Origin of the sequence: Bibersteinia trehalosi USDA-ARS-USMARC-188, from assembly GCF_000521725.1 — a bacterium.
Lineage (GTDB): Bacteria > Pseudomonadota > Gammaproteobacteria > Enterobacterales > Pasteurellaceae > Bibersteinia > Bibersteinia trehalosi.
Map to the genome: position 1 here is coordinate 1,932,909 of NZ_CP006954.1, position 21,390 is coordinate 1,954,298.

The 21,390-nt window shown below is 38.6% G+C and carries 18 protein-coding genes; 9 read left to right on the forward strand and 9 right to left on the reverse strand.

Annotated elements, in window-relative coordinates; all coding sequences use genetic code 11:
* Positions 1–28: 28 nt before the first annotated feature.
* The 6 genes from F542_RS08755 to F542_RS08780 are packed head-to-tail and all read right to left on the reverse strand — an operon-like array spanning position 29 to position 7,943.
* On the reverse strand, positions 29–652 hold the full coding sequence (locus F542_RS08755; RefSeq protein WP_025267338.1) for a hypothetical protein: 624 nt from the start codon (positions 650–652) through the stop codon (positions 29–31).
* Between the two features lie 55 nt (positions 653–707).
* Positions 708–1,748, reverse strand: coding sequence for an XcbB/CpsF family capsular polysaccharide biosynthesis protein (locus F542_RS08760; RefSeq protein ID WP_025267339.1), 1,041 nt, complete (start codon positions 1,746–1,748; stop codon positions 708–710).
* Between the two features lie 12 nt (positions 1,749–1,760).
* Entirely contained in the window at positions 1,761–5,171 is a 3,411-nt protein-coding gene (locus F542_RS08765) for a CDP-glycerol glycerophosphotransferase family protein (RefSeq protein ID WP_025267340.1), read from the reverse strand.
* Between the two features lies 1 nt (position 5,172).
* Positions 5,173–6,309 (reverse strand): hypothetical protein, encoded by a 1,137-nt coding sequence (locus F542_RS08770; protein WP_025267341.1) that lies wholly within the window; start codon positions 6,307–6,309, stop codon positions 5,173–5,175.
* 11 nt (positions 6,310–6,320) lie between these two features.
* Positions 6,321–6,749, reverse strand: a complete 429-nt coding sequence (gene tagD, locus F542_RS08775; protein ID WP_015431841.1) for a glycerol-3-phosphate cytidylyltransferase — start codon at positions 6,747–6,749, stop codon at positions 6,321–6,323.
* A gap of 15 nt (positions 6,750–6,764) precedes the next feature.
* The gene (locus tag F542_RS08780; protein WP_025267342.1) at positions 6,765–7,943 is read right to left on the reverse strand and encodes a CDP-glycerol glycerophosphotransferase family protein; all 1,179 of its coding nucleotides are present in this window, start codon (positions 7,941–7,943) and stop codon (positions 6,765–6,767) included.
* A 177-nt stretch (positions 7,944–8,120) separates the two neighbouring features.
* Between F542_RS08780 and F542_RS08785 the strand changes: the two genes are divergently transcribed.
* Genes F542_RS08785 through F542_RS08800 form a run of 4 tightly spaced genes read left to right on the forward strand, consistent with a single transcriptional unit; the run spans position 8,121 to position 11,898 of the window.
* Positions 8,121–9,302 carry a polysaccharide biosynthesis/export family protein gene (locus tag F542_RS08785; protein WP_025267343.1) on the forward strand — a complete coding sequence of 394 codons (1,182 nt, stop codon included), beginning with the start codon at positions 8,121–8,123 and terminating at the stop codon, positions 9,300–9,302.
* A 9-nt stretch (positions 9,303–9,311) separates the two neighbouring features.
* Complete coding sequence (locus F542_RS08790) at positions 9,312–10,454, forward strand: capsule biosynthesis protein (protein WP_025267344.1); 1,143 nt, start codon at positions 9,312–9,314, stop codon at positions 10,452–10,454.
* Entirely contained in the window at positions 10,454–11,251 is a 798-nt protein-coding gene (locus F542_RS08795) for an ABC transporter permease (protein ID WP_025267345.1), read from the forward strand. The genes F542_RS08790 and F542_RS08795 overlap by 1 nt, the downstream gene beginning before the upstream one ends.
* On the forward strand, positions 11,248–11,898 hold the full coding sequence (locus F542_RS08800; protein WP_025267346.1) for an ABC transporter ATP-binding protein: 651 nt from the start codon (positions 11,248–11,250) through the stop codon (positions 11,896–11,898). Before F542_RS08795 ends, F542_RS08800 begins: the two co-directional genes overlap by 4 nt.
* Before the next feature lie 51 nt (positions 11,899–11,949).
* Here the strand turns inward: F542_RS08800 and cysK are convergent, their stop codons facing one another.
* Positions 11,950–12,900 (reverse strand): cysteine synthase A, encoded by a 951-nt coding sequence (cysK, locus tag F542_RS08805; protein ID WP_025267347.1) that lies wholly within the window; start codon positions 12,898–12,900, stop codon positions 11,950–11,952.
* A gap of 170 nt (positions 12,901–13,070) precedes the next feature.
* On the opposite strand from cysK, the gene F542_RS08810 reads away from it, so the two are divergent.
* The 5 genes from F542_RS08810 (at position 13,071) to F542_RS08830 (ending at position 16,754) form a co-directional block, all read left to right on the forward strand.
* The gene (locus F542_RS08810) at positions 13,071–14,015 is read left to right on the forward strand and encodes a bile acid:sodium symporter family protein (protein ID WP_025267348.1); all 945 of its coding nucleotides are present in this window, start codon (positions 13,071–13,073) and stop codon (positions 14,013–14,015) included.
* A gap of 103 nt (positions 14,016–14,118) precedes the next feature.
* A complete protein-coding gene (locus tag F542_RS08815; RefSeq protein ID WP_025267349.1) occupies positions 14,119–14,850 on the forward strand; it encodes a ribonuclease T2 family protein in 732 nt (243 codons plus the stop codon).
* Positions 14,850–15,335, forward strand: coding sequence for a SprT family zinc-dependent metalloprotease (locus F542_RS08820; RefSeq protein ID WP_025267350.1), 486 nt, complete (start codon positions 14,850–14,852; stop codon positions 15,333–15,335). The genes F542_RS08815 and F542_RS08820 overlap by 1 nt, the downstream gene beginning before the upstream one ends.
* A 105-nt stretch (positions 15,336–15,440) precedes the next feature.
* On the forward strand, positions 15,441–16,493 hold the full coding sequence (locus tag F542_RS08825; RefSeq protein WP_025267351.1) for a YeeE/YedE family protein: 1,053 nt from the start codon (positions 15,441–15,443) through the stop codon (positions 16,491–16,493).
* Positions 16,494–16,529: 36 nt separating this feature from the next.
* Entirely contained in the window at positions 16,530–16,754 is a 225-nt protein-coding gene (locus tag F542_RS08830) for a sulfurtransferase TusA family protein (protein ID WP_015431830.1), read from the forward strand.
* 118 nt (positions 16,755–16,872) lie between these two features.
* Here F542_RS08830 and rapA read toward each other — a convergent pair whose 3' ends face one another.
* Both rapA and F542_RS08840 read right to left on the reverse strand, forming a co-directional pair.
* On the reverse strand, positions 16,873–19,776 hold the full coding sequence (rapA, locus tag F542_RS08835) for an RNA polymerase-associated protein RapA (protein WP_025267352.1): 2,904 nt from the start codon (positions 19,774–19,776) through the stop codon (positions 16,873–16,875).
* Between the two features lie 288 nt (positions 19,777–20,064).
* Positions 20,065–21,381, reverse strand: a complete 1,317-nt coding sequence (locus F542_RS08840) for an anti-phage deoxyguanosine triphosphatase (RefSeq protein ID WP_025267353.1) — start codon at positions 21,379–21,381, stop codon at positions 20,065–20,067.
* Positions 21,382–21,390: the final 9 nt, after the last annotated feature.

A 21,390-nucleotide genomic window follows, 5' to 3' on the forward strand; every position in this document is an offset into this window, starting at 1 on the left:
AGCGCTCTCGGCAGAAAACTGCTTGTTCTTAGTAAATTTGAATACCGGTATTATCTGTAAATACAAGCGTTTGCGCACCTGTTACCACACCAAGCTGAGCATTTTGATCCAACATTAGAGGACGCGCGATTTCAGGCACATTTTCAAATGGAATAGCCATATCAATTACAGTCTTATCCTGCGCTTTCAATGGATTATTAAAGGTTAATGGCACTTCTTGTGCATAAATAATCTGATTATTATGCGTAAATGCACCAATAAATTTCACTCCTTGAACATCTTTTTGCCCTTTGTTGGTAAGCTCATACTTTAAGTAAAGATGTGGCTTGCCCTCTGTATTATTATCAACTTTATAACCAAGCAAACGAATACCAAAAGATTGATTAAATAATTTTAGTGCCTCATCTTGAGATAATACCGCAGGCGCTGCCGCTGCCGCGGCGGTTGCAGCAGCAGCTTTTTTAGCCGTTGTTGCTTTCTTTTGAGCTGTTTTAGCTTGCTGCTTCGGCTTAGCCGCCTGCTTTTTAGTTTGCTTAGCTTGTGTCTGCTTAGTTGATTGCTTCTGATTATTTTTAGGTGTATTTGCCTGTGCGTTACCCCAGATAAATGCAGAGACAAGTGAAGCAGTGAGAATTGATTTTAAAAGTTTCATAAGAATCCTCATATTAATTAAGAATATTAAACATAGTATTAAACTTTTATAATAATCAATAAGTCGTAGATAAACTATCTCTTATTTCTAGACCATATAACATATTGTTTAACATAGAGGTAACAAAATTGAGCGTATGTTCCCCCATATCTGTATGCCCTTTTATATTTGGGTTACTAAATATATATGAGCAGAGTCTTATATTTGGAATCAATATTAATTCACTAATATAATTAAATTGTTCAGAGTTAGGCGATGTAACTAATTTTATATGAGTTAAATCTTTATCTTTGTATTCTGTAAATAATTTAGCAAACTTATCCTGCTTTGATTCAGGAAAAACATCTGACACAAAATGTAAATCATTAAACTTTTCTAGATAATGTACATCTGAAATGATAGGATCTACTGCCAAGGTATTTAATCCCATCTTTATACCATGGTAAAGAGCTCCAGTCGCTCCTTTTGAAGTGCCATATAATACGGTGTGCTTATCAGATATAGAATTTTCTAATTGGATTTTATGAATTAAATCCTTAATTTTATTTTCAAATTGCATATCTGAATTGCTATTTAAGTAAAAACTACCTAAAACTCCTCCTATATCAGCAATACGTAAGATATAAGTATTTTTAGGAATATATTTTCCAACTTTCGGAAAGTTTTTAAAAAACATTCTACGGTCAATAAATGCATTAAATGCAAGATCTGCAATAGATGAAAAAATAACAAGTAAACGAGAACCAGATTGTTCTTTCTCAATAGGCTCTTCTAATGTATAGAATGTGTCATTCCATGTTTTAACTGCTTTGTTATTAAAATTTGGTAGAAAATCCTCTGCATTGGTAAATTTTTTAAATAGGGATATCCCATTAGAATGAGCCGTTAAGAAATATCTATTATTAGAGAGCGATGCGATTAGCTTCTTAGCTTCATTATTTGTCCGCCCAACAGCCAAAAAATTAAAATTCAATTTTTCTTTTTCGTCTTTGCCAATAGTTGATTTATCAATATAAATTTCATCTACTTCAAAATTTATATTGAGTTCTTCATATTTTGTATTAGATGTAAAATCAATTTTTTGGAAATTTTGCATATACATTTGTCCTTATTCATTAAGCAATGCGTAAAACTTATCCATTGCATCTTTTTGATATGCAATAGGATCAAAATTATCTTGTTTTGAGCCATTTTCAAGATATTCATTCATACCATTGATTAAGCCTTGTTTACTATTTTCAACTAGTAATCCATATTTATCACCCAAGATACTTCTATTGCCGACAATATCTGTAGCAATAATCGGTGTACCTAATGTTAAAGATTCTAATAGTACCATAGGTTGTCCTTCATGATTTGAGGATAACACAAAAATATCAGCTTGCTTTAAATAAGCAAATGGATTTGTCTTTTGTCCTAATAAAAATACGTCTTTTTCAAGTGATAATTTCTTAATTCGTGTAATTAATTCTTGTTTTAGTGGTCCATCTCCTAAAATAAATAAACGAGTGTCCTTATGTTTTTTATTTACTTCAGCAAATGCCTCTATAAGTTTTAGTTGATCTTTTTCATGTGACATTCTTCCAATATTAATAAATTTAGTTCCAGCGAAATTATCAAATTCATCTTCTATTTCAATATCATCCTTAGCGTTAGAAATAATTTGATCTATATTTATAGGATTATTACAAAAAACAAATCTTTTTTCTGCTATACCAAATTCATAGGAAATGTTATTTCTATTGTTCTCCATTGTTTTCTCAGAAACTGAAACTATCTTATCATAATACCTATAGGTTCTAAATACCCCCTCCAAATATGGAAATTTACTTTTCCATTCTTTATATTTGTCATTATGCTGATATATGATATGCTGCTTCGCATTAACCTGAGAAATCAGTAGCACCCAAAATAAAGCATATCCTTCGAAATTAATAATATTTCTAATCTTTGAGTCACCGAATAATCTTCTAGCCTCTCTTTTATAGATTTTCTCTATGACTCTTTTAAACTCCTCAGAATAAAATTTGAAATTCTCATCGAATTTATTTCGAACCCAAAGCTCTTCTAATGTCATTAGCATACGTCCAGAACGGGAGAAGACAGAAATATCTTTAGGTAAACGATAAAACTCTTCAAGTCTTTTATTATCTGATTGAAGATCGTTACCATTGATTAAAACTAAGATATTTTTTTCTCTCCCAATAGTAGACATTAAATTTAAAAACGATCTAGTAATACCATTTTGTAAAAATGGACCAACAAAAAATACATCTGTATCCTTTCGAATATAATCATATACATACCGGTTATCATTTTTGAAGATAAAATCTACGGTTCTTTGTGTAGCTCGACCATCATCAAGATAAGAATATTTTTCTATATCTCTTTCAAGCACATTTGATTTATTTTTATTCAGATTCTCTAAAATAGCCTGCCTTACCTCACTAATAGTTGAACATACAGCTCCAACCATTTCATCTTTTTCAAAATATAAGCCTCGCTCTTCTTTATATTCATCAAAATCATAAACATAGCTGATAACAGGTTTATTAAGCGCAAGAAAATCATAAATAATACTAGAGTAGTCTGTAATTAATAGATCGCAGTAACCCAATAATTCATTACTATCTATTTCTTTAGGTGCTACAACCACATCCAGTTTGATCTCTGATAATAAAGATTCAACTAAATGGTGTCCTCGGAATACTAAATTGTATTTGTCCGATTTTAGTCTTTTTAAGTCATTTTGTAATTTTTGAGTATCAAAATCTTTAGATTGTGATGTACCACGCCATGTTGGTGCATAAAAAACAACTGGCTTATTATTCTTAAATCCGAGTTTTTTTCTAATCTCATTTCTTCGCTCTTCAGATAAAAAGCTAAGGTCAATTCTTGGATAGCCCGTTTCTGCTATTTCGCCGCTAAATAAATCTTTAATATCATATTTCTCTAGCATAATATCTGTAGTATGTCTATTCGGCGATATCAAATGTGTTGCTTGTAAAAAATTACGGCTGACATTTGAATGATCTTGAAATGGGCTCTTAATATCTTTACCCAGTGTTTTCATCGGTGTGCCATGCCAAGTATTTAGATATATTTGTTCTGCTTTACGAATGAAGTAGTACGGAAAACTCACATTATTAATTAGGTATTTAGCTGTACATAAATAGCGTAAATATGCATCGCTTCCACGGTTAATAAAAATAATATTTTGTTTAAATTTAAGACTATCAGGAATAACAGTTTCTGGTTTAACAACAACAATATAGGTGAAATCATAGTTGTGATCTAGCATATACAATAAAATTGCATATGGATTACAACTGATATTACCGCCAAAGAAACTTTCAATTAATACTTGTTTTTCATTAACAGCTAAAGTCTCATAATATTCTGTATAATAGGTTAGGTATTCCTCTTCTTTATTTTTAATTACATCTTTAGGTGCCACGGCATGTGCGATCTTACGTCTTCGCGACTGTTGGTAATATTTGGCAGCTTGTTCAAAATTCCCCATCATTTCCATAGAATAAGCTAAACGGTACAACCAATAATCATTGTAATTATTTGAACGTGCTACAGCATTTTGATAAAACTCCACTGCTTTTGCATAATTCTTCGCCCTCTCATATGCTTGCCCACATTTAAAACACCAAGGGGCTGTAATTATTTCAGATAGTTTAACTGCTTGTTCAAATGCTTTACCCGCATCTTCCCAAAGGTAGAGACGCTCATTAGCAACACCAATACGATAATATAGCTCAGGATTATTGGATTGTGTTTTAGCTAAAAATTGTTTATAAGCATTTAAAGCTTTATCCCATAAACCTCTTTTAGCATGTAAAGCTCCTATTCCAAAAAGGGCTACATCATCATTACTCTTTGCAAATGAACTTACTAACTCATAATAAGTATTTGCATTTTCTAAATCTCCTAGACATTCATATGAATAGCCAATTCTATATTTGTAATTGCTATTGAAGGGAGAAAGTGAGGCGGCTTTCTCAAAATATTTAATTGCTTCAGGATAGTCGCTTAATTTTTCAGAGACCTTACCAAGGTTATCAAATGCTTTCTCCGAATTTGGCTTGAGTATCAGATATTTTTCAAATTGTAATTTAGCCATCCAGTACTGTTTATTTTCAAGTAGAGAGATAGCATACTCCCATATTACTTCTGGGCTATTTGGATCCTTAATTGCAGCTTTTTTAGCCTCGGCAACTTTTACCTTTTCACTATTTTGTTTATAGCGTTCACTTGTTGCTAGCTGAACCTGCCATGATTTTTTAGAAGGATCAATATTAATCGCCTTTTGTATATAATAATTTGCTTCATCCCATTTCTTACTTTTATACAATGCCATACCATATCTAAAATTTAAATATGCATTGTCACCCTGCTTATCTAACAATAATGCAAAAATTCGCTCAGCTTCATTATAGTTCTTATGTTTATATGCATAAAGACCTTTTAGCAGCATGGGAATTAAGCTTAATTTAACTTTATATTTCATATTAAATTCCTAGTCTATTTTTTATTTTATAAATTGTCATTTCTGTTTGATTATAAATTTCCATATTTGGTGTATCAAACGCACTATCAAAATCTACTTTAGGTGTTTTCCAATCACCATAATTTTCGGTTAAATAACGATCATAATCTTTAGGAATTAGATAATTATTCCCCAAAAATTCTTTCTCAGCCAATTCAAATGCTGAATTATGCCACTTAATTTTAACGCCTGCATGCCAATAATCATTTTCTTCACGATAATGAATAAAAACATCAATCACTATACCATTTAGATGACGTAGCATAACGAGGTGTTTTGTTCGTGTTGGGACGATATAAAAATAACCCGATTGCCCCAGCAATGTAGCAAGTTGCTCGTAATCGTAATCATCCCATACACCTACATCAATATCTTTATCGTGTCCTAATAGTTTACCTTCTCTTATACAACCTAGCAGTGTTCCACTAATTAGAAAAAAAGGGATACTTTGTTGTGCCATCACAAACTTTAAATCATTCAACGCTTGAGCAGCAAGTTTATCACTATAAGTACTCACTTTAGATTTTTTAGCTTTGTGGCTACTTTGGCACAGCGCTAGAGCAATATCATCTAGACCTGCCCTTAGTGCAGCATTCACTCTTTGGTGCTGTTGTGCATCCTGCTGTAAAAATGTTGTCCTCTTTTGCACACATTCTAAGTGCTGGCAAAATTGCTGATATTCTTCAGGGCTATCAACAAGGTTAGCCAAATATACCCACACTTTTGTTCTTGGCAAAGTTAAAGCGCATTCTTCAAGAATTTTACGTGCTTGTGCTTTACGATTCTGCTTTTGTAAAATTTCGGAATAGAGAAAAATAATTTCTGGGATTTTGGTAAAATTTTCGATATTTTTGACCGCTTGTTCTGCTTGTGCATATTCACCACATAAAAAATAGCTTAACGCTAAGAAATAGTGGCTAATCAACAAATTCTTTGCACATGGCTTTTGCGCTAATTTTCTTATTTGATGGTGGTTAGCATTATTCAGCGCTTTTAGCATTTGCAATCCATACCAGTAGGAAAAGGGAGATAGGCTTAAGCCACTCTCCCGCAATAAGCGCTTAAATAATGCTAAATTTATAGGGGAAATCCCAAACATAAAATACCTAATTATTCCGTTTCGTGAATTTGTTTTTGCCCAGCAGCGAGATCTTTCTCTGCTAACATTTTTTTCACTTGAGTAGTCGAAATATCTGGTGTTCTTGGTAGATAAACTACTTCACAATATTCTTGTAGAAAATCAAATTTTCCAGCCCAATCATCTCCCATAACAAAAATATCAATCTCATGATTTTTTACATCTTCTATTTTTTGTTCCCAATTTGTTTCAGGAATCACTGCATCTACATAACGAATAGCTTCTAAAATATGCTTGCGCTCTTCATATGAATAGGCACATGTTTTACCTTTTCCCAGATTAAATTGATCGGTCGAGATAGCAACTGTGAGGTGATCGCCTAAGGCTCGAGCTCTTTCAAGTAAACGAATGTGCCCGTGATGTAATAAATCGAAAGTGCCGTAAGTGAGTACTTTTTTCATAAGGTTCTCCAAGTATTACTTTGCTAAAAGTAGTTTTTTTGAAAGTTGTTTCATTTTGCTAAAAGATTTTCGCTTTTCTGCGCCCTTCCTTTTTTCTGCGTAGAGCTCACACAATGTTTGACGAATATATTGCTGTTGTTGTGAAGGTACATAGTCACCGTTTGCAAGTTTGTTCAGACAATATACTGCTTGTTTAGTTGCATATTCTGTTTCGGTAAAGAGGTTCGCGTATAATTCCTGAGCAAGTTGGTACTTTTGGGGAGCTGCCGCTATTTCATCAAGTACGCTTCCTAATTCTTCAGGTGAATGAATTTCTATGCCCAGTTGTGAGCGAAGAAAGATCTCTAGACAGAAGGCATCGAGTTTTTGCGATTTAACTGAATTAGGGATATTCAACAATACAACAGGTTTACGGCAAAATAATGCATCAAAAATTGCACCACTAAAATCGGAAATCACAATATCAGCAATGGAGATTAGCGAGATAATATCTTCATTCTCGTAGAAAAAGTGTACCCCAAAAAAGAGGTCTTGCAGGTTGTGTGAAGTATTACTTAGCAAGGTTGTATTATGATGAATCTTCACAATAACATTGTAACGTTCGCTTAGTGCATACAGTTGATCGATATAGAAGTGAAAACTTGAGAGCTCCCCCCAACTTGGTGCATATAGTATCGTTTTTTTACTATTATCTAAGATAGAGGCGTATTTATAGTAACTTTGCAGATGGAAATGCACATCAAACCATTGATCATATCGCGGGCAACCGATTGATTCTGTTGGTGAAAAATAGCTGATAGCCTCATAGGCATGCTGACCATAAACAAGATTTAAATCAGCAAATGCTCGCCAAGTGCCATAATTATGTGGTGCTTTAGCATACCCATATTGTAGCATAGCAATTTTCGTTTCTTTGAATAAATCAATTTGCTCAAAGACAGTTTGTATCACTAATACATCAAATTTGCCATCAAGTTTTTTTTGAATGTCTTTTTGTGCAATATATGCAACATTGTTTGGGATTTCAGCGAGTATATTTTGTGCGATTGGAATGCTACGTTTACGTTGTTCGACCACTAATAAGGCGGTTGGTAGCTGTAGAAGTAGGGATCTAAAGTGCAACAATTGGAACGTATTCCAAATCAGAAACGCAATGCGCTTTGATGAATCAAGCTGATTCTCCGCTATTCCCATTGATTCCTCTGTGTTGCAAGCCATAAAACGGCAAGGATTCTACCACAAAATAATAAGGGTTTAAAAGTTTGATGAGTAAAGCAAATAATTTACATTATTTTACATACTATCACTGCTTTTTGCGCCTTAACTAAGCTGTGGTAAAATCGCGGCAATTTTCATCCGATAAGGTTATTTATGCGTAAATTTATCCATGTCAAAGGTCTTTCTCTTGCAATTTTTTCTGCATTATTGACCGCTTGTTCCTCCTTGCCTACCTCGGGCCCTAGCCATAGCCGAGTGTTAGAAGTCAATAGCAATACACAACAAACACCTGAAGTAAACGTTGTTGATTTAGATCATGCTACGGTAAATGGTATGTATCGTTTACAAGAAAGTCAGCAATTCTCTGGGTTTGCTGGCACCAGTGGAAACGCGGGCTATGCTGGTATGGTAAATGTGGGCGATGTGCTAGAAATTTCCATTTGGGAAGCCCCCCCTGCGGTATTATTTGGAGGCACTTTTGATAGTGAAGGGCAAGGTAGTGGGCATCTAACCCGCTTGCCAGAGCAGATGGTCAATAGTAAAGGCACGGTAACCGTCCCCTTTGTTGGCGCGATTTCTGTGGTAGGTAAAACACCAGAAGCCATTCAAGCACAAATCGTTAATCGCCTAAAACGTAAGGCAAATCAGCCTCAAGTAGTCGTGCGCATTGTCAATAACAATTCTGCCGATGTTACTGTTATTCGCCAAGGAAATAGTATCCGTATGCCATTAACGGCGAATAATGAACGCGTATTAGATGCTATTGCTGCAGTAGGTGGTTCTGGCGCAGATATCCAAGATGTCACCATTCAGCTTACCCGGGGTAATCAAGTAAAAACACTGCCATTTGAAACTTTAATCGCAGAGCCGTATCAAAATATCGCTTTGCGCGCAGGCGATGTAGTCACTATGCTGACAACTCCTTATAGTTTTACCGGTTTAGGTGCTGTAGGTAATAATCAGCAAGTGAAATTTTCGACCAAAGGGCTAACGCTGGCTGAAGCCATTGGTAAAATGGGAGGATTAATTGATACCCGCTCAGATCCTCGTGGTATTTTCGTATTCCGCTATGTGCCATTTGGCCAACTCGATATGGCAAAACAGATTGAGTGGGAAAAACATGGTTATGGCGCAGGCATGGATGTGCCAACCGTGTATCGGGTGAACTTGCTTGAGCCGAAATCAATGTTTTTAATGCAGCGTTTTCCAATGCAAGATAAAGATATTGTCTATGTGTCAAATGCGCCACTGGCTGAATTCCAAAAATTCTTGAGAATGATCTTCTCAATCACCTCGCCAGTTACCAGTACGGTAAATAGTGTGCATAATTTGTAGGAGTAAAGAATGGAAAACAATGTAACGGCAGAAGCCCAAATACAACCGAAAAAAAAGAAAAAATTATCCAAGCTATTTAGCCCATTGTTATGGCTAACTGTTATTTTACCAACGCTCTTTTCTGCAATCTATTTTGGTGGCTATGCTTCCGATATTTATATTTCAGAATCAAGCTTTGTTGTGCGCTCTCCGCGTAATCAAACAGCGTTAAGTGGTGTTGGTGCATTATTGCAAGGTAGCGGTTTTGCCCGTTCTCAAGACGATACTTACACCGTGCAAGAATATATGCGTTCACGTACCGCACTAGAGCAGTTGCAACAAACTTTGCCTGTACGTGAATTCTATTCTGAAAAAGGCGATATTTTAAGCCGCTTTAACGGTTTTGGCTGGAATAACTCACAAGAGGCATTCTATAAATATTTTAAAGATCGTTTGAATGTGGATTTTGATTCTGTTGCCGGCATTGCCACTTTACGTATCCGCGCTTTTGATCCAGAAGAGGGATTTGCAATTAACGAACGCTTAATTAAACAAGGCGAAGAGTTGATTAATCGCTTAAATGAACGGGCAAGAATGGATACGGTTGAATTTGCAGAGCAAGCGGTTGAAATTGCAGAACAAAAGGTAAAAGAAACAGCAGATGCTTTAACTTATTATCGTGTAAAAAATAAGTTTGTTGATTTACCCGCGCAATCCAATGCGCAGCTTGCGTTAGTTTCTAATTTGAGCAGTGAACTGATTCGGGTTGAAACCCAGTTGGCACAATTAGAATCTATTACCCCAGATAACCCGCAAGTTGGTGCGCTAAAACAGCGTCAAAAAAGCCTAAAAGCCCAGCTTGAACAACAGTCTAAATCTTTAGCTGGCAGTGGTAACTCCATTGCAACACAAGCAGCTGATTACCAGCGCTTAGTACTAGATAATGAACTTGCACAGCAACAATTAACCACAGCAATGGTATCGTTGCAAAACACACGCAATGAAGCGGATCGCCAACAACTTTATTTGGAAGTGATTAATCAACCTAGCAAACCAGACTGGGCGGTTGAGCCTTATCGTTTATATAACATTTTAGCCACTTTTATTATCGGTTTAATGTTGTATGGGGTATTTGGCTTATTAATCGCAAGTATTAGAGAGCATAAAAACTGATGCAATACGGAGATCAAACCACTTTTCGCCAATCACTCGCTATCCAAGGGCGCGTGATTGGTGCCTTATTAATGCGGGAAGTGATTACACGTTATGGCCGCAGAAACTTAGGCTTTCTATGGCTGTTTATTGAGCCATTGCTAATGACGCTACTCATTACGTTAATGTGGAACTTTATCCGAGCAGACAAGTTTTCTACTTTAAATATTATTGCGTTTATGATTACAGGTTATCCCATCGCAATGATGTGGCGGAATACGTCTAACCGTACGATCGGAGCAATTTCAGGGAATTTAAGCTTGCTTTATCATCGTAATGTGCGAGTACTGGATACAATTATTACACGCGTGTTACTTGAAGTCGCTGGAGCAAGTATTGCACAAATTTTAATTATGGCATTATTTATACTCATTGGTTGGATAGATATGCCACAAGATGCGCTATATATGATTTTTGCTTGGCTGTTGATGGCACTCTTTGCGCTAGGTTTAGGATTAATTATCTGTAGTATCGCACAAAAATTCGAAATGTTTGGCAAACTATGGGGAACATTAAGCTTCTTGATGCTGCCATTATCTGGCGCATTTTTCTTTGTGCACACGTTGCCACAACAAGCTCGAGAATATGCACAGTGGATACCTATGATTAATGGCACGGAGATGTTCCGCCATGGTTATTTTGGCGATACGATTCCCACCTATGAAAATATTAGTTTCTTGCTTATTTGTGACCTTGCCATGATTTGGTTTGGGTTAATGATGGTAAGAAATTTCAGTAAAGGAATTGAACCACGATGATTAGTGTAAAGAATGTGAGCAAACGTTACCTCACTCGTACCGGATGGCGAACTGTGCTAAGTAATGTAAATTTTGATCTCAAAAAAGGCGAGAAAGTCGGGATTTTAGGACGCAACGGTGCAGGGAAATCAACGCTTATTCGGCTAATGAGTGGTGTAGAACCGCCAACAACAGGCACAATCGAACGCAAAATGAGCATTTCTTGGCCGCTTGCATTCAGTGGTGCGTTTCAAGGTAGCTTAACAGGGATGGATAATCTACGTTTTATCAGCCGAATTTATGATGTAGATTTTGATTACATGAAAGCCTTTACCGAGGAATTCTCAGAACTAGGCGACTATTTATATGAGCCAGTAAAAAAATATTCTTCAGGTATGAAAGCTCGCCTCGCCTTTGCTTTATCTCTTTCGGTGGAATTTGATTGTTACTTAATTGATGAAGTCATTGCCGTAGGAGATTCCCGCTTTGCAGCAAAATGTAAACATGAGCTATTTGAAAAACGCAAAGACCGCTCAATTATTTTAGTTTCACATAGCCCTGCTGCAATTAAAGAATATTGTGATAACGCAATGGTGCTGAATAAAGGTGTAATGCATCAGTTTGAAAATATTGACGAAGCCTATAAGTTTTACAACACCAATCAATAATAAAAAGGCTGAACAAGAAACGTTCAGCCTTTTGCATCACTTAAGGGTTTATCAAGCTTCAAAACCTTCAAAGAGCAATGTACTTAAATAACGCTCTGAAGCAGAAGGTAAAATTACCACGATGGTTTTATCAGCAAATTCAGGTAACTTCGCGATGCGATCTGCCGCTGCAACAGCTGCACCTGATGAAATACCAACCAGAATTCCTTCTTCTGCCATCACTCGGCGCGCGGTTGCGATTGCCGTTTCACTATCGATTTGTTCAACACGGTCGATTAAAGATAAATCTAAATTTTTTGGAATAAAGCCTGCACCAATACCTTGAATTTTATGTGGCCCTGGTTTCACTTCTTCGCCATTACGCGTTTGAGTAATGACAGGAGATTCAGCAGGTTCAACCGCAACGCTAACTACCGCTTTACCTTGGGTGTGTTTTAAATAGCGGCTCACCCCAGTAATCGTCCCACCAGTACCAACACCTGCTACAAACACATCAACCCCGCCTTCTGTTGCTTGCCAGATCTCTGGTCCTGTTGTTTGTTCATGGATTGCTGGGTTAGCTGGATTTTCAAACTGTTTCAACATCACATAACGATTTGGATCACTAGCTAGAATCTCTTCGGCTTTCGCAATGGCTCCTTTCATTCCTTTTGCGCCTTCGGTTAATACCAAGGTTGCCCCTAAACCACGCAGTAAACGACGGCGTTCAATACTCATCGTTTCTGGCATAGTCAACGTTAATTTATAACCTCGCGCCGCTGCCACATACGCCAATGCAATGCCAGTATTACCACTAGTAGCATCAATAATCTCTTTACCTGCAGTTAGAATACCATCCTTTTCTGCTTGCCATACCATATTGGCACCAATACGGCATTTCACGCTAAAGCTTGGATTACGAGCTTCAATTTTTGCCAAAATATTGCCATTATGACCAAAATTTTTTAAGCGCACTAATGGGGTATTACCGATAGTTTGTGAGTTGTCTTCATAAATTTTCATAATCCGTACCTTATATTTAGAAATGGAAGTTTTGGTAGCGTACTGATTTTTTGAGAAATGTTAAGGACAAAGAATCTATTTAATATAACCAAAAAGAATAAAAACAGCAGTGGTTTATTTTTAGAAAAGTTTCGATTATTCTGTACTCTTTTATCTGCTCGGAGAATGCTATGCACGCTTTATTGAAATTTACCCAGTTTGTCAGCAAAACTTTTGCAATTTGGGTAATCCTGTTTGCCTTTATTGCCGCTCAATTTCCTGAAACTTTTCAGACTTTTGTTGGCTGGATCCCCTATTTACTCGGCATTGTTATGCTAGGTATGGGATTAACACTCACCTTTAACGACTTTAGCGAAGTAACCCGACACCCTAAAGCGGTATTCATCGGCGTTATTGCACAATTTGTAGTGATGCCTTGCATTGCTTTCTTACTGGCTAAGCTTTTCCAACTCCCCGCCGATCTCGCTATTGGTGTTATTTTAGTGGGATGTTGCCCTGGCGGAACCTCCTCTAATGTGATGACATTTCTTGCTAGAGGCAATACAGCCCTTTCTGTTGCTTGCACAACCATCTCAACCTTATTAGCACCAATTTTAACCCCTGCCGTATTCTACCTCTTTGCCAGTCAATGGTTAGAAATTAATGCAAGCGCAATGTTTATCTCTGTCTTACAAATGGTGCTATTGCCTATTTTTATCGGGGTACTGCTTCGTTCTCTCTTCAAAGGAAAAATCGCGCAGTTTAGCCAGATAATGCCATTAGTTTCAGTTATCGCAATCGTGCTGATTGTCACCGCGGTGGTTTCAGTAAGCAAAGATCGTATTATTGAGTCTGGCTTACTCATTTTTGCAGTGGTTGCACTACATAATGGTTTGGGTTATGTCATTGGCTATGCGGTTGCACGCCTGTTTAAACTTGAAGTGTATAACAGTAAAGCCGTTGCCATTGAAGTTGGCATGCAAAACTCTGGCTTAGGTGCAGCATTAGCAGCAATACATTTTAAAGCAAACCCACTTATTGCTGTACCAAGCGCGGTGTTTAGTTTCTGGCATAATATCTCCGGCCCTATTTTGGCAATGATTTTCAGCCGAATGGATAACAAATCTAAGCCTTAGATAATCCCAACTTTTTCAAGCGGTTAGATTTTGCAAAAAAATTACAAAATCTAACCGCTTGCTGGTATAGTACCGCCATCTTCAGTCGCCAATTTATCTAGCTATGAAAAAGCATAATTCTCAACCACTTAGCAAAAGAAGCAGCTTAAACCAGCTGCTTTTTATCATCATTATTTTAATCTTTGCGATCTTTACTTGGATCAAAAATGAAGAAAAAGCGCAACAATCATCTACCAGCAAAAGCGAAATCCAATTGCCCACAAGTTTAGGTAACTACGATACTGTAATGGCAAACGACAATTTAGGTCAGAATAAAAAAGCAGGGGTTGATTATTACCAGCTGGCTCTTTCTTGGTCACCAAGTTTTTGTGAACTACAAAAACGTAAAAATGAAGGAGATATACCAAAACACCTGCGCTATCAGTGCGATAATGCAGACAAATTTGGCTGGGTGATTCACGGCTTATGGCCTCAAGCAGCAAGTGCACGCTCACCGTCCGAGCATCCACGTTTTTGCCAAGGAGATCTTCCCCCGCTCTCAGAAGAGCTTATTAAACAACATATGCCTGAATCTCCGGGCGCTAACCTATTACAAGGTCAGTGGGAAAAACATGGCGCTTGTGCTTTCAATTCTGCCGATAGCTATTTTGCTAAACAAAAAGAGTTATTCTTACAGCTTAAATTACCAGAGCAAGCGATGAGCCGTAAAGAGCTCTTTGCATGGTTGAAACAGCACAATCCACAGCTTAAAAATGCCTATATTGGTGCAAGCAAAACTGAACTTTACATCTGCTATGATAAACACTGGAATGTTATTGATTGTCCGAAAAACTAATGCTCTCTCTCCCTCAACTAAAAATTCAGGTGCAGCGTCGTTTAAAGCAAGATTTAACAAAGGCCTCTGCATTTTTCCAAACCGGTTTTCATACCCCAAACATTCTTTATAATGTGCGGGGTTTAAAAGCTGGTGTTGCCTATCTTGAACGCAATGAAGTGCGTTTTAATCCCATTCTGCTTCAAGAAAATGGTTTAGATTTCATTAACCAAGTCGTTCCACACGAACTCGCACATATTTTGGTTTATCAGCTTTTTGGACGCGTCCGCCCCCATGGTAAAGAGTGGCAATTTATGATGGAAAATGTACTAGGCGTATCTGCCAATACTTACCACTGCTTTGATACAGTGAATGCCGCAAAGCAGTTTGCTTACCGTTGCCATTGTCAAATTCATCAACTTTCTACCCGCCGTCATCATGCCATTGTGCGTAATGGCAGAATTTATCTGTGTAAAAAATGTAAAGGTCAGCTTCAAGCAGTCTAATTTTTATATTATTTTGCGATATAAATTAATTCTTTTAGTTATTTTTGTTCTATAAAATCTTTGGCTATAGTCTGCCTTGTTCATTTTTTGATTCATGGAGGCTCTATGCTTTGGACAATTTTTGCTGGCGGTAGCGTCGGTATTTTACTTGGCTTTGTATTACAACGAACACGCTTTTGTATGACGGGCGGGTTTCGCGATATGTATCTGAATAAAAATAACAAAATGTTCTACGCATTTCTGCTCGCAATTACCGTACAAAGCTTCGGCGTACTCGGTTTGGTACAAGCGGGCTACATTCCTCTGAGCTACAAAGAGTTCTCATTGGTAGCCGTTATCTTTGGCTCATTTCTATTTGGGATCGGCATTATTCTGGCTAGCGGCTGCGCCACCGGTACTTGGTATCGCGCAGGTGAAGGCTTAATTGGTAGCTGGATTGCACTTGCAATGTATATGCTGTTTTCATCCATTATGAAATATGGCGCATTAAACAATTTCCAAAAAGCCATTGAGCAATATGGTAGAGTGAATGAAAATCTTGCAGAGACACTGGGTGTCTCAGTATGGTGGCTAGTTGCTTTATTGTTAATTGGAACAGTTTATGGCATCTATCGCACTTGGCTTAAACGTCCTAAAGTTGCTCTCGCAAGCCTTGCTCCTAAATACACAGGTTTACGCCATTGGCTCTTTGAAAAACGCTACCACCCTTTTGCTGCAGCCGTAATTATTGGTGTACTTGCAATTTTAGCTTGGGTAACCAGCACTTCTACAGGCAGAGTTGGCGGGCTAGGTATTACCACCCCTTCGGCCGATATTGTCAATTTCCTTGTTACCGGTAATGAAAAACGTTTGAACTGGGGAGTATTCTTAGTACTTGGTATTTTCATTGGCTCTTACATTGCGGCTAAAGGCAGCCATGAATTTAGATGGCGTTTGCCTGATCTCAAAACGATTTATCACTCTACTATTGGTGGTATTACGATGGGTATTGGAGCTTCATTAGCCGGTGGTTGTACGATCGGCAACGGACTCACGGCTACCGCGGTGATGAGTAGCAAAGGCTGGCTCTCTTTGGCTTTCACTATCTTAGGTGCATGGAGCATGACATATTTCATTTTCATTCGTCCACAACGTCAAGCGGTTGCTTGTGCTGCATAATTTACAAAATTTCATTTGAATCTTTAGGAGAATCCTATGCGTTACAATTTAGAAACAGGCGGAATGGTGTGCCCATTTCCATTGATTGAGGCAAAAAAGAAAATGGCAGAACTTGCCAGTGGCGATGAGTTATTTATTGCTTTTGATTGCACCCAAGGGACAGAAAGTATCCCGCAGTGGGCGGCAGAGCAGGGCTATCCAGTCACTCACTTTGCACAAACAGGTGAAGCATCTTGGGAAATCGTAGTACAGAAAAATTAAGTGTTCACCGCTAAAAACAATGGCGCAAGCATGGAAGCTTGCGCCATCTCTATTTTTGAAGGTTCCAAACCAAATTTGAAGATACAACACTCTAATTGATAGGACTTCAGATGAATTTCTATGCTTGATTACTCACAATTAATCGCAAGCTATCTAATCGCCAATTTGCTTGATTAAGTTGTTCAAGCGATTGCGCTTTAATGCTTTCCAACATTGCAATTTCATCATCGCGAATATTTTTATTCACTGCTTGGAGCGATTGCAAGCGATGTAATTCTGCGGATAACTTGCGATCACATTCCGCTTTTGCCTGCATAATTAAATTTTCTGCAAGTGGCGCTATTTTCTGTTCCCCAAAGGCAATTAATTTCTCAATATCTGAACGAGCCATTTTCACAATTTTATTTGCCATCTGTTTACCCATCGGTTTCAGCTGTTTTTCCAAACCGGTAAACGAGACTTGCGCAGCGAGATTGTTGCCTTTATTATCCAGTAAAACTCGCACTGGCGTTGGTGGCAAGAAGCGAGTGAGCTGCAAACCTTTTGGTGCTTGCGCTTCCACGACATAAATTGCCTCAAGTAATAGTGTTCCAGCAGGTAAATTTTTATTCACCAATAATGAAACAGCGGATTTTCCAATATCACCAGCCGTAATTAAATCAATACCGTTGCGAATCATTGGGCTATCCCAAGTTAAAAACAGCACATCTTCACGCATTAAGGCTAATTCCCGTTCAAAAGTGACCGTATTTCCTTCTTCCGAAAGCCCTGGGAAATCGGGTACGAGCATATGCCCTGTTGGACTAATCACAATGCTTTTTTCACCTAAATCTTCCTGTTCAAGCCCAATTACATCAAACAGTTTTAGTGCAAAACTCACCAATTTTGGATCGCTATCTTGTTCGGCAATCGCATTTGCCGTTTCTTGAGCTAAATCGCCACCATTAGAATTAAGCTCCAATAAACGATCCCGCCCTTGCTCTAGCTCTGCTTTCAGTTGCTCTCGGCGTTTGGCGGTCTGTTTTGCAAATTCAGTGAAATTTTCAACCGCTTGTGGCTCAAGCAGATAGCTATTGAGCTGCTCAGCATATTCTCGGAATAGTGCAGCCCCCATTGGGCAGGTTTCTTCAAAGGCATTCAACCCACTGTGATACCAATCCGCAAGCACATGCTGTGCAGATTGTTCAAAGCATGGTACATAAATTTGAATATCATGTTTTTGTCCAATACGATCTAAACGCCCAATACTCTGCTCTAGTAAATCAGGATTATCAGGCAGATTAAACAGCACTAAATGACGAGCAAACTGGAAATTTCGCCCTTCTGAGCCGATACTGGAGCTGATCAACACCTGTGCGCCTTCTTCCAAATCGGCAAAGTAAGCCGCAGCCTTGTCTCGTTCGACAATTGTCATTCTTTCGTGGAACACAGCGGAACGGATCGCTTCTTTCTCTCTAAGGGCTTGTTCAAGCTGAATGGCGGTGTCTGCTTGTTTACAGATCACTAAAATTTTCTCATCTCGATGGCTTTTCAGAAAAGTAATTAACCACTCAATGCGTGGATCGAAATCATACCAAGCCGCATTCGGATTCATTCGTTGGAATAGGCGTTCAGGATAGAGCAAATCTTCCAGCTTTTTACCGCTCATCATGCCCATCACTTTGAGAGCATTAGCGTACTGTTTTGGCATCGCTAAATTAATTTGATGATACTCACGATGTGGGAAGCCTTTAACAGCTTGACGCGTGTTACGGAACAACACTCGGCTTGTACCATGGCGGTCAATAAGTTCACTGATCAGCTCTTGGCGTACCGCCTGTTTTTGCTCAATATCCGCATCGCTATTAATAATGCGTAACATTGGTTCAACATCTTGCTCACTTAATAATTCGCTAATAGCATTCTGCTCTGAGTTGGATAAAGGCGCATCATTGAGTAATGTTGCAACCGCATCAGCAACAGGCTGATATTGTTGCTGTTCTTTGACAAATTCTTGGTAATCAAAGAAACGGTTTGGATCAAGCAATTTCAAACGGGCAAAGTGGCTCTCTTGCCCAAGCTGTTCAGGGGTTGCCGTCAGCAACAATACGGCAGGAATTTTGGCAGCAAGCTGTTCAACAAAACGATAAGCGAGGCTTGGCGCTTGCTCATTCCACTCTAAATGGTGTGCTTCATCAATAATCATTAAATCCCATTCACTTCCCAGCACTTGTTCGGCACGTTTTGGCGATTTTTCCAACCAATCGATAGAAGCAATTACCATACTTTCCGTTTCAAATGGATTTTGGCTCTCTTCTGCCTCTTCTCTGTCAAAATCTGCACAGCGTTCTTCATCAAATAACGAGAAATTGAGATTAAAACGGCGGAGCATTTCCACCAGCCATTGATGCTGTAAGCTTTCAGGCACAAGCACCAGCACTCGCTCTACTCTGCCAGAGAAAAGCTGTTGCTGCAAAATCATGCCAGCTTCAATCGTTTTTCCTAACCCCACCTCATCGGCAAGTAACACACGAGGAGCTACACGCTGTCCCACTTCTTGAGCAATATGCAGCTGGTGTGGAATCAAGCTTGCGCGAATACCGCGTAATCCGCGCAATGGTGATTGAAACTGTGCTTGCTGGTGCTGCAATGCGCGATAACGCAAAGCAAATCGATCGCTACGATCAATTTGAGCAGAGAATAAACGATCCTGTGGTTTACTAAAACTCACTTTGTGATCCAGTAATGTTTCCGGCAGCACCGCTTCTTCATCACTATCCAAGCGCTTACCTAAATAAATAAGCACGCCTTGATTTTCTACTACATCACTGATGCTAAGTTGCCAACCCTCCGCGCTACTCACCGTATCACCTTGCTGAAACTGCACGCGAGTTAATGGCGCCACAGCCACCGCATACACGCGTTGTTCATCTGCGGCTGGGAAATCTATCGTTACAGTACGCACATCCACCGCCCGTACAATACCTAGCCCTAAATTATTTTCACTTTCGCTGATCCAGCGTTGTCCAACTACAAAATTCATTTTTTATCTCAATCAAAAATAATCGTATTTCCAAAATAACAGCGCGCAAAGAAAATAGGCTTTAGTTCATCCTCTCTATAGATTTCGATAAACTAAAACCATTCTATAAATTTTCCATTTCTGGGGCGCACTAAAAAGCCGTGCATTTTACTTTAAAATTATTGTGCAAGCGGTTTAATTTTACAAAAAATTTGCAAAATTGCTGAACACTCAAACCAAAACAGCTCAAAATACACTCAAACATAATGATGGCGCTCGTCTTCACTCCACCGGCATTGCTGCTGTTTATTATAACGTCTGATATAGTTTGAATGCCTGCCCATCCGACATACTCGCTAAATAATCACAAATGACCCTTGGACGCAGTTTCTCTTCCGCATTTTGCCAGCGTTCCGCAATAGGCTTTGGCAATAAACGAGCGGGATCTACAGAAAGCATATCAAACAATTCCATTAAAATTCGCTGCCCTTTGTATTCCACCCGCTGTGTTTTTACATCACAAATCACATATTGGTAAACGAAATTTTTTAGTACAGCTAGCACTTCCCGCACCTCTTTTGGTAGCTCGGCATTATAACGAAGTAACGGCTCACTAAACGCATCATTCACTTTCCACTGCACATTGGTGACAAAATAATTTACCAGCGCACCAATGACATCTTTACGCTCGTAGCGGTGAAGAGAAAAGAGTTTTTCTCGCAAACTTGGTAAACGGTTTTTAATCCATTGCGACTGGCATTTTTCAAATTCATATTCAGCGTATTGCCACGTTTGTGGTGTTACCATGCCACCGACTATTGCATCTTCTAAATCGTGTACCCCATAAGCAATATCATCAGCCAGTTCCATCAAACTACAATCAAGTGATTTATGGAGCGTTTTATTAGGAAAGCTTGCTTTTTCGCTCGGTGCCACCAAACAAAATAGCTGACGATCAACCTTAGAAAGCGGCTCAAGCACCCAATCAAAAAAACGCTGATCATCGCGGTATAGACCTTTATTAGTCGGAAAATTATGCAAATTGATATAACGACTTTCAGGCATCGCCTTCGGCTCTCTGGGCGCGGTTTGGTCAAGAAAAGCAGGATATTTAATAATGCCAAGTAAAGTACGCCGCGTTAGGTTCATTCCCAAATCGGCGGTATAGGGCTCAAGCTGTGTCACAATCCGAAATGATTGAGCGTTACCCTCAAAGCCTCCATGTTGGCGCATTTTATAATTCAATGCCATTTCGCCACCGTGCCCAAAAGGTGGATGCCCAATGTCATGGGCAAAACAGAGTGATTCCATTAAACTACGAGAAGGCAGCAGCGCTTCTAGCGCTTTTGCAGATTTTTGCTCTTTTGCCAGCGCTTGAAAGCCACTCACATCACCCACTAATTTTGCACGTAAACTACTACCAATTTGAGCAACTTCTAAGGAGTGTGTTAGGCGTGTACGATAGAAATCATCTTCGCCAACCGCATGAATTTGCGTTTTCGCTTGCAAACAACGAAAAGCTTCTGAATGCAAAATCCGCCCACGATCACGCTGGAATGGCGAACGGTGATCTTTCTCACGCTGATGGCTCTCAGAAATACGTGCTGTCCAGATTGTGTCAGTCATAAAGCTTCC

Excerpts from the sequence above, each read along its gene's own strand:
- F542_RS08755 (WP_025267338.1), bottom strand. The coding sequence starts at position 652 with ATGAAACTTTTAAAATCAATTCTCACTGCTTCACTTGTCTCTGCATTT.
- F542_RS08760 (WP_025267339.1), bottom strand. The coding sequence starts at position 1,748 with ATGCAAAATTTCCAAAAAATTGATTTTACATCTAATACAAAATATGAA.
- F542_RS08765 (WP_025267340.1), bottom strand. The coding sequence starts at position 5,171 with ATGAAATATAAAGTTAAATTAAGCTTAATTCCCATGCTGCTAAAAGGT.
- F542_RS08770 (WP_025267341.1), bottom strand. The coding sequence starts at position 6,309 with ATGTTTGGGATTTCCCCTATAAATTTAGCATTATTTAAGCGCTTATTG.
- tagD (WP_015431841.1), bottom strand. The coding sequence starts at position 6,749 with ATGAAAAAAGTACTCACTTACGGCACTTTCGATTTATTACATCACGGG.
- F542_RS08780 (WP_025267342.1), bottom strand. The coding sequence starts at position 7,943 with ATGGGAATAGCGGAGAATCAGCTTGATTCATCAAAGCGCATTGCGTTT.
- F542_RS08785 (WP_025267343.1), top strand. The coding sequence starts at position 8,121 with ATGCGTAAATTTATCCATGTCAAAGGTCTTTCTCTTGCAATTTTTTCT.
- F542_RS08790 (WP_025267344.1), top strand. The coding sequence starts at position 9,312 with ATGGAAAACAATGTAACGGCAGAAGCCCAAATACAACCGAAAAAAAAG.
- F542_RS08795 (WP_025267345.1), top strand. The coding sequence starts at position 10,454 with ATGCAATACGGAGATCAAACCACTTTTCGCCAATCACTCGCTATCCAA.
- F542_RS08800 (WP_025267346.1), top strand. The coding sequence starts at position 11,248 with ATGATTAGTGTAAAGAATGTGAGCAAACGTTACCTCACTCGTACCGGA.
- cysK (WP_025267347.1), bottom strand. The coding sequence starts at position 12,900 with ATGAAAATTTATGAAGACAACTCACAAACTATCGGTAATACCCCATTA.
- F542_RS08810 (WP_025267348.1), top strand. The coding sequence starts at position 13,071 with ATGCACGCTTTATTGAAATTTACCCAGTTTGTCAGCAAAACTTTTGCA.
- F542_RS08815 (WP_025267349.1), top strand. The coding sequence starts at position 14,119 with ATGAAAAAGCATAATTCTCAACCACTTAGCAAAAGAAGCAGCTTAAAC.
- F542_RS08820 (WP_025267350.1), top strand. The coding sequence starts at position 14,850 with ATGCTCTCTCTCCCTCAACTAAAAATTCAGGTGCAGCGTCGTTTAAAG.
- F542_RS08825 (WP_025267351.1), top strand. The coding sequence starts at position 15,441 with ATGCTTTGGACAATTTTTGCTGGCGGTAGCGTCGGTATTTTACTTGGC.
- F542_RS08830 (WP_015431830.1), top strand. The coding sequence starts at position 16,530 with ATGCGTTACAATTTAGAAACAGGCGGAATGGTGTGCCCATTTCCATTG.
- rapA (WP_025267352.1), bottom strand. The coding sequence starts at position 19,776 with ATGAATTTTGTAGTTGGACAACGCTGGATCAGCGAAAGTGAAAATAAT.
- F542_RS08840 (WP_025267353.1), bottom strand. The coding sequence starts at position 21,381 with ATGACTGACACAATCTGGACAGCACGTATTTCTGAGAGCCATCAGCGT.